This window comes from Mycobacterium sp. (assembly GCF_049608025.1).
In the GTDB taxonomy this organism is placed as follows: Bacteria; Actinomycetota; Actinomycetes; order Mycobacteriales; family Mycobacteriaceae; genus Mycobacterium.
In genome coordinates, this window is record NZ_JBMYXC010000087.1 from 1 (window position 1) to 7,281 (window position 7,281).

The following is a 7,281-nucleotide window of genomic DNA, read 5'->3' on the forward strand; positions in this document are numbered from 1 at the left end:
GCCCAGCGTCGGCCTCAAGCCCAGCGTCGGCCTCAAGCCCAGCGTCGGCCTCAAGCCCAGCGTCGGCCTCAAGTTCAGCGTCGGCCTCAAGTTCAGCGTCGGCCTCAAGTTCAGCGTCGGCCTCAAGCGCGGCGTCGAGTTCGGCGTCACCTTCGACGTCCTGAGTAGCGGTCGAATCAGCACCACTGCTGCCGTCCATCGCAGCCGGCGGATCGCCTGCGGTCGGCCCGGCACTTGCCTCGTCGGCGTCAGCAGTGGACCCCGTGTTGGGAGTCTGCGCGCCGGAACCGCTCTTCGTCGAACCTGCTTTCGAGTCAGCAGAGCTTCCGTCCGCCGACTCGGCCATTGCCTCCACCGGCAGGACGATCCCGATCCCCAACGCGACCGCCAACGCACCGACCCGACCCACGAACCGTCCGTACCTCATCAGCAATGCACTCCCGTCCACTTATCAGCACCCATTTCGCACAGCCCCTCATCCGATCTCGTTCCGATCACGGAACAAAATTCGGCGAATATAAAATGTAATAGAACACCAGGCTTCGCCCAGAATCAAGAGCGAACCGCATTCTGGACGCGCATGCCTTCCCGCGGACCTACATTGCTATGTCAAACTATTCGACAACTGCGCTGTCCAGTGTTTATCCAGTCGACCGATGTACACGGGAAATCCACAGCTAACTCACAGCTAGGGCGTCCCAGGGCAGCCGGACTGACTGCCACTGACGCACCTGCGACCACTTTCGAGCGCCGATTCGTCGAAGTAGTGAACAAATTGATGACGGGTGTCAACTTCAACTACATCGAATTAATTGTGCTAATCCTTTAGGAGACAAGAACACCGGATTTGTCAGGCCGCGGACAGCAGATTATGGCGAAGACTGCGGCGAATTAGGTAGGCAAACAATACAAAATCGGGTGCGCATTCAAGACCTGCGATGAGGAATCAGCGCACGGCAGGCCGGCTGTTGGTTCGCCGGTGCCAACTCCTCTGTTCGGCGCCGCCGGAGCTGACCAAGCCGCTGAGTCGGCCGCGGGCCCGGTGCGGGCGATCTCCGTGGTCTCCGGACACCCAAACCCAGCCATGAGCACAGGACAGTGCAGAAGACCAGCGCCTGCACTGCGGCGGTGGAATCGGCCGGGTACCACACCCCGGTGAGGTAATGCTCGATGAAACCCTCAGCCGACAACTCCCCCATCGCGGCGCCCGCGCGGCCGAAGCGCTCGAGATCCGTCAAGGGACACGGCAGACCCAGCGTCAGGCTCGCGGCACCCCATCCCACAACTGCGAGGTGTAATCCGATAGTGGCCGGACGCCGCCACGCGAGGAACCCCCCGACCACGAGATAGCCGATGAACACGAAATGCAGCGCGACCGCGAGCACTACGACGATCGTGTACGGAAGGGCGCCATCCGGGTTCATGCTTGCCCCCATGTTAGCCACAAGCTCGCTGCCGGAGCCCCGCGTTTCTGGCATGCTCCCGCCATGTCGTACTTTGTTCGCCGCATGGCTGCGGGGTGTCTGCGCCTGGTCGCTGTGGCGTGCACGCCGGTGCTGATGACCGCCTGCGCACCAGCTGCAGTCAGCACCGACCCGCCCCCACCGGGCGCCGGCTCCGAGAAGGCCGAGGCGGTCATGCACATTGTGCGCGAAGCGGTGACCCAGGACCACCTCAAAGCCGTGATCGTCCGTGTCACGATCGACGGCAGGGAGGTGGTCACCGACGCCGTCGGAGAGTCGATGACCGGTGTGCCCGCGACGCCGGCGATGCACTTCCGCAATGGCGCGGTCGCAATCTCCTATGTGTCGACGCTGTTGCTCAAGCTTGCCGAGGACGGCAAGGTGGGCCTGGACGACAAGCTATCGACGTGGCTGCCCACGGTGCCACACGCCGACCGGGTCACGCTGCGGCAACTCGCCCAGATGACGTCCGGGTACGTCGACTACGTCATCGGCAACACCGCGATGAACGACGCACTCTTCGCCGATCCGTTCCGGGCGTGGACCACCGACGAACTCCTCCAATACGCAACTCCCGAACCCTTGCTGTACGAGCCCGGGACGAACTGGAACTATTCACACACCAACTACATCCTGCTCGGACTGGCCCTCGAGCAGGCCACCGGCGAGAAGATGTCGGATTTGTTGTCCGACAGAGTCCTTGGCCCGTTGGGGCTGACGAGCACCGTCGCAGCACTGACTGCCGAGATCCCCCCGCCGGTGCTGCATGCGTTCACCTCGGAACGCCGCCAGGCACTGGGGGTCGGTGCCTCGACACCGTTTTACGAAGAGTCCACGTTCTGGAACCCGTCCTGGACGATGACCCACGGCGCGGTCCAGACCTCCAACATCTACGACCTCGAGGCGACCGCGGTCGGCATCGGCTCCGGAAAGCTGCTGAGCCCCCAGTCCTACGAACAGATGGTGTCGACCGAACTACGCGGTAAGACCCGGGCCCAGCCCGGCTGCAGCACCTGCATGGAGATGACCGAGGCCTATACCTACGGTCTCGGCGTTGTCATCTCCGGCAACTGGCTGCTGCAGAACCCGATGTTCGGCGGCTATGCAGCCGTGCAGGCCTACCTACCTGACCAAGGCATCGCCATAGCAGTCGCCACCACCTTTGCCCCCGAGGCATTCGACGAGCAGGGCGACTATTCCAATGCGGCCGAGAAGCTGTTCCGCGAGATAGGGGCCCAGATGGCCCCCGACGATGCGCCGCCGATGCCGCCGCGATAGTGGTCGCCGGGTACGGGTCACTGAAATAGTGGAGGCTGTGGCATCCAGAGTTCTATTCCTGCGCAACGAGTACCTGGCCACCGAAGCCTTGCTCGGTGACGCCTTCACCGACCACGGATTCGATATCGAGACGTTCGATGTGGTCCCCGCCGAGAGAGCCCACAGCCCAGCGGGTCCTGTGACGTTTCCCGATCCGGCCGACTACGACGTGATCGTTCCGCTCGGAGCTACCTCGCCGGTCTACGATGAGGGGCTCCGCAGCAGCTGGGTCGGCGACGAGATGCGCCTGATGCATGACGCCGCCGAGGTCGGGACAGCGCTGCTGGGCGTGTGCTTCGGCGGCCAGCTGCTCGCTCAGGCTTTCGGCGGCACGGTGTCGCGCGCACCCCGTCCGGAGGTGGGCTGGTACGACGTGGCCAGTGATCGGCCCGAAATCGTGCCGGGCGGCCCGTGGTTCCAATGGCACTTCGACCGGTGGACCCTACCGCCCGGCGCCACCGAGCTCGCACGGACAGCAGGGGCGTCGCAGGCTTTCGTACTCGGCCGGGCGCTGGCCCTGCAGTTTCACCCCGAGGTCGACGCGGACCTGTTGAAGGTTTGGCTGGCCGCTGACCACGACGGTGACGTTCCCGCCGCGGGCCTGACACACGATGACTTACTTCGCCGCACCGATGAACTCGCGGTCGATACCGCACCGCGAATCCATCGGCTGGTAGGCGGCTTTCTTGCCCACGTCGCTTCGCCGGCCGGCAACCGAGGCGGGCGCACCCCCGACTAAGAGTCGAGCGCTTGCGCCCCGGGCCGCCGGTCAGCCGCGACCCAGCTGGTGTGCCAACGTATCGCCGAGGTCGGGATGCCGGAAGCGATGGCTGACCCCCAGAAGCTTCGACGGCACCACCCGTTGACTTGCCTCGGCGAGCTCGCGGGCACCCTGGCCCCCCAAGAGCAACCGCGGCCCCAGCGACGGCACGGGTAGCAGGGCAGGCCGGTGCAACACCCGGGCAAGCTCTTGGGTGTATTCGGAATTGCGCACGGGTTCAGGACCGACCGCGTTGACCGGTCCGGCGAGCCGGTCGTCGTAAAGCGCCTGGTGGTAGATGTCCAGCAGGTCGTCTAGACCGATCCACGACAGCCACTGCTTGCCGCTACCCACCCGGCCCCCGAGACCCGCCGAGAACAGCGGACGCAGCAGCCGCAACGTCCCCCCCGCGGCCGCCTGCACGATGCCGGTCCGCACGGTCGTCACCCGCAACCCCGCCTCAGACGCAGGTGCGGTCGCCGCCTCCCAGTCCCCGACCACCTCGGCGAGGAATCCGTCGCCGCGACCGCAGTCCTCGGTCAACTGTGTGTCGCCGCGATCGAACCCGTAGAAGCCGATTGCCGAGGCACTGACAAAAACGCGCGGCCCGTCGTCAGCGGCAGCGGCCGCTGCCGCCAGCAGGCGCGTCGGCGCGATACGGCTATCCCGGATCGCGGCCCGGTGCCCCTCGGTGAAGCGACCAGCGATCGACGCGCCGGCCAAGTGGACCACCGCATCGACGCCGTCGAGCAGCCCGGCAGCGGGCGCTTGCGGATTCCACAGCCGCTCGTCCTCCCCTCGCCCCGGCGTGCGCACCAGCCTGATCACCCGGTGCCCACCGGTGCTGAGGAATGCGCTGAGCGCCGAACCGACGAGACCGGAGGCCCCGGTGATGGCAATGACCATCGGTGTGACGCCAGCCTCGGCAGCGTCGCGGTGCGCGGCGAGATCATCCAGGATCTGCCGCCGCCGATAGACGAACGTCGGCCGCAGGCCTGCGCCGGGAACCGCGGCCTCGATCTGGTCGCGAATCCGGGTGTGGCCACCGTCGTCGCTGAACGTGTGCGTATGCCGCCACCCGCCGATGACGCGGGCGGGCCACGACGTGGGACCATCCGAAGCCAGGTCGTCGACGAAGCGGCTGCCCGGGAGATAAGCCGATGGATCGTGGCGGGCGACCCAACGCAGCCCGGCGGGCAGGCCGAGCACCGCGACCCCGTCGGCCAACGAGTCCGCCTCCTGCACGACCGTCATCGGCTGCCAGGGCGGCACCAATCGCCGCATTGCACCAGGGCGTGCGTGCCATCCCCACACCTGGTCGCGCGGATGGTCGATCACGCTCTCGAAGTCGATGCCCATGCAGCCTCTCCCGCCTTCACTCGTCGGTAGTGATTCGGCACGGACCTGATAAGGGATTGCCCCGGATGCGCCCCGGTGATCAGCCGTTCGGGCGAGACTGTGATCACCGACCGATGACTACGCAAAGAACAATAAGCAATGAGCGACGAGCAATGACCAACACCCCGCGAATGTTTCGGGACCGCCGGGAGGCAGGCCGAGTCCTGGCCCTCGACCTTGCCCGCCACCTGGATGCCAACGCACGCGACAACCTTCAGGTTCTCGGACTGGCCCGGGGCGGCGTGCCGATCGGCTGGGAGGTCGCATCCCATCTCCAGGCGCCGCTGGATGTGTGCCTGGTGCGCAAGCTGGGCGTTCCGCGGTGGCCTGAGTTGGCGATGGGCGCTGTGGCCACCGGCGGCGGCGTCGTACTCAACGATGACCTGATTCGCAGTCTGGGCATCGACGATGACCAGATTCGCGAAACGATCGGCCGCGAGACTGCGGAACTCGGCCGGCGCGAGCGCGCCTACCGTGCCGATCGCGGCCCGCTGGAAGTTGCCGGGCAGACTGTGGTGCTGGTTGACGACGGGATCGCCACCGGGGCCAGCATGACCGCCGCGGTCCGCTCGGTGCGCCACGCCGGAGCGGCTCAGATCGTGGTTGGGGTGCCGGTCGGGCCTGCGTCAGCCTGCCGGCAGCTACTCGAGGATGCCGACCACGTGGTGTGTTCGACCATCCCCGCCGACTTCCGTGCTGTGGGACAGGCCTTCGAGGATTTCCATCAGGTCAGCGACGACGAAGTACGTGCCGTGCTTGCCACTCCCACCTCAGAGGGCGGAACAGTCACCGAAAAACCGTGAACGGTGAAACCGTGGCGAATCAGCTCTTCGTGCCGTCGTTCCCCGCCGGCTCTCCGTGCGGGTCGTCCCCGGCCGGGGCGTCCGCGTAGTCCGCAGCGACCGGAGCCTCTTCGGGATATTCCTCGTCGTAGACGACTTCGGCCTCGACCGCCTCGGCTGGGTACTCGTCACCCTCGTTCTGCTTGGAACGGCTGCGTAATGCATCGATGATCAGCAGCAGCACCCCGATGACACTAGCGGCGATACACACCCAAGCGATGAGCTCGTTGCTCGTTATCACTGCCGTGACCAGTGCCGCGAGGCTGACGACTGCAAGGACGAGCGCAACGATCAACATGGGTCTGCCCCGCGAGGTGTGAGTGGGAGGTGCACGTGACTAGTTGTTGCCCCGGTTGAACCCGGCGTCGTTGTTGGCGCCGGAGTCAACGGGTGCCGCGGAACCGCGCTGTCCCAGTTCTTCGAGCTGAGATTCCAGGTAGGTCTTCAGGCGGGTGCGGTATTCGCGCTCGAAGGTGCGCAACTGTTCGAGACGTCCTTCGAGCACAGTGCGCTGCTGGTTGATAGTCCCCATGATCTCGGAATGCTTGCGCTCGGCGTCGGCCTGCAGCGCGTCGGCCTTCTCCTGAGCCTGGCGCAGTTGCGTTTCCGAACGGGTCTGAGCATCGACGAGCATGGCCTCGGCACGCTGCCGGGCCTCCGCCACGGTGCCCTCGGCAGTCTCGCGCGCCTCGGCGACCATCGCATCGGATTGAGCGCGGGCGTCCGCGAGCATCTTGTCGGACTCGGCCCTGGCGGTTCCGGTCAACCTGTCGGCGGTGTCCTGGGCCAGCGCGAGCACCTTGGCGGCACGCAGGTGATGCTCCTCGCCGGCTGCTGCGGGTTGCGCGGGTGGCTCCTCGTAAACCGGCTGCACTGGTGCTGGTTCGGGTTCGGGCTCCGCCTCGTAGACCGGCATGGTCTGCGTCGGCCTGGCCGCGCTACCTGAACCGCGCTCGTGGTCCAGCTCGGCAACCCGCTGGCGGAGGTCGCTGTTTTCCTCGATGAGTCGGGACAGCTCGTTCTCGACGAGGTCGAGGAACGCGTCGACCTCGTCCTCGTTGTAGCCACGCTTACCTATCGGTGGCTTACTGAACGCGACGTTATGCACGTCGGCGGGAGTGAGCGGCATCGTCTGCCCCCTTGAAGTCTGGACCGTCAAACGATCTCAAAGTGTAGAGCCTTGGTGGAGAGTAACTGGCGCCCATCCTGTCACACCAGACCCTGCGGTTGCAGGCGAGGCGCTAATTCGGGTCGAAACTCAACACTATCGAGACATTGCCGACCGGCTATCGCGAGTCTCGAACTGGGCGAAACGGGCCCTGACATCTACTCGGCATCACGCTGCCATCGCTGCCCCGAACGCCAGCTGCATGCCGATGAACGCCAGCAGCAGCAACACCATGATCGACAGGTCGAACCGGATGGCGCCTATCGTGAGCTGGGGAATGATTCGGCGCAGTAGCTTTACCGGCGGGTCGGTCAGGGTCATGATGATTTCCAG

The 7,281-nt window shown here is 65.7% G+C and carries 8 protein-coding genes and 1 pseudogene; 3 read left to right on the forward strand and 6 right to left on the reverse strand.

All coding sequences use genetic code 11. From position 1 onward, the window contains the following. Positions 1 to 448: pseudogene (locus ACPGXI_RS17365) on the reverse strand (hypothetical protein); the annotation flags it as partial. A gap of 478 nt (positions 449 to 926) precedes the next feature. Beyond that, a complete protein-coding gene (locus tag ACPGXI_RS17370; protein WP_526655166.1) occupies positions 927 to 1,424 on the reverse strand; it encodes a DUF2784 family protein in 498 nt (165 codons plus the stop codon). A gap of 84 nt (positions 1,425 to 1,508) precedes the next feature. On the opposite strand from ACPGXI_RS17370, the gene ACPGXI_RS17375 reads away from it, so the two are divergent. Then, positions 1,509 to 2,741, forward strand: a complete 1,233-nt coding sequence (locus tag ACPGXI_RS17375) for a serine hydrolase domain-containing protein (protein ID WP_526655178.1) — start codon at positions 1,509 to 1,511, stop codon at positions 2,739 to 2,741. 37 nt (positions 2,742 to 2,778) lie between these two features. After that, on the forward strand, positions 2,779 to 3,519 hold the full coding sequence (locus ACPGXI_RS17380) for a type 1 glutamine amidotransferase (RefSeq protein ID WP_526655168.1): 741 nt from the start codon (positions 2,779 to 2,781) through the stop codon (positions 3,517 to 3,519). Between the two features lie 30 nt (positions 3,520 to 3,549). On the opposite strand, the gene ACPGXI_RS17385 is transcribed toward ACPGXI_RS17380, so the two are convergent. Continuing rightward, on the reverse strand, positions 3,550 to 4,899 hold the full coding sequence (locus tag ACPGXI_RS17385) for a TIGR01777 family oxidoreductase (RefSeq protein ID WP_526655170.1): 1,350 nt from the start codon (positions 4,897 to 4,899) through the stop codon (positions 3,550 to 3,552). Positions 4,900 to 5,051: 152 nt separating this feature from the next. Between ACPGXI_RS17385 and ACPGXI_RS17390 the strand changes: the two genes are divergently transcribed. Next, positions 5,052 to 5,741: a phosphoribosyltransferase gene (locus tag ACPGXI_RS17390; RefSeq protein ID WP_526655172.1), complete on the forward strand. Its 690-nt coding sequence runs from the start codon at positions 5,052 to 5,054 to the stop codon at positions 5,739 to 5,741. Between the two features lie 19 nt (positions 5,742 to 5,760). On the opposite strand, the gene ACPGXI_RS17395 is transcribed toward ACPGXI_RS17390, so the two are convergent. The 3 genes from ACPGXI_RS17395 to ACPGXI_RS17405 all read right to left on the reverse strand — a co-directional run. Next, on the reverse strand, positions 5,761 to 6,078 hold the full coding sequence (locus ACPGXI_RS17395) for a DUF308 domain-containing protein (protein ID WP_526655174.1): 318 nt from the start codon (positions 6,076 to 6,078) through the stop codon (positions 5,761 to 5,763). 39 nt (positions 6,079 to 6,117) lie between these two features. Continuing rightward, positions 6,118 to 6,909 carry a DivIVA-like cell division protein Wag31 gene (gene wag31 / locus ACPGXI_RS17400; RefSeq protein WP_526655176.1) on the reverse strand — a complete coding sequence of 264 codons (792 nt, stop codon included), beginning with the start codon at positions 6,907 to 6,909 and terminating at the stop codon, positions 6,118 to 6,120. Between the two features lie 207 nt (positions 6,910 to 7,116). Continuing rightward, a partial coding sequence (locus tag ACPGXI_RS17405) for a YggT family protein (RefSeq protein WP_526655180.1) occupies positions 7,117 to 7,281 on the reverse strand: 165 nt, incomplete at its 5' end.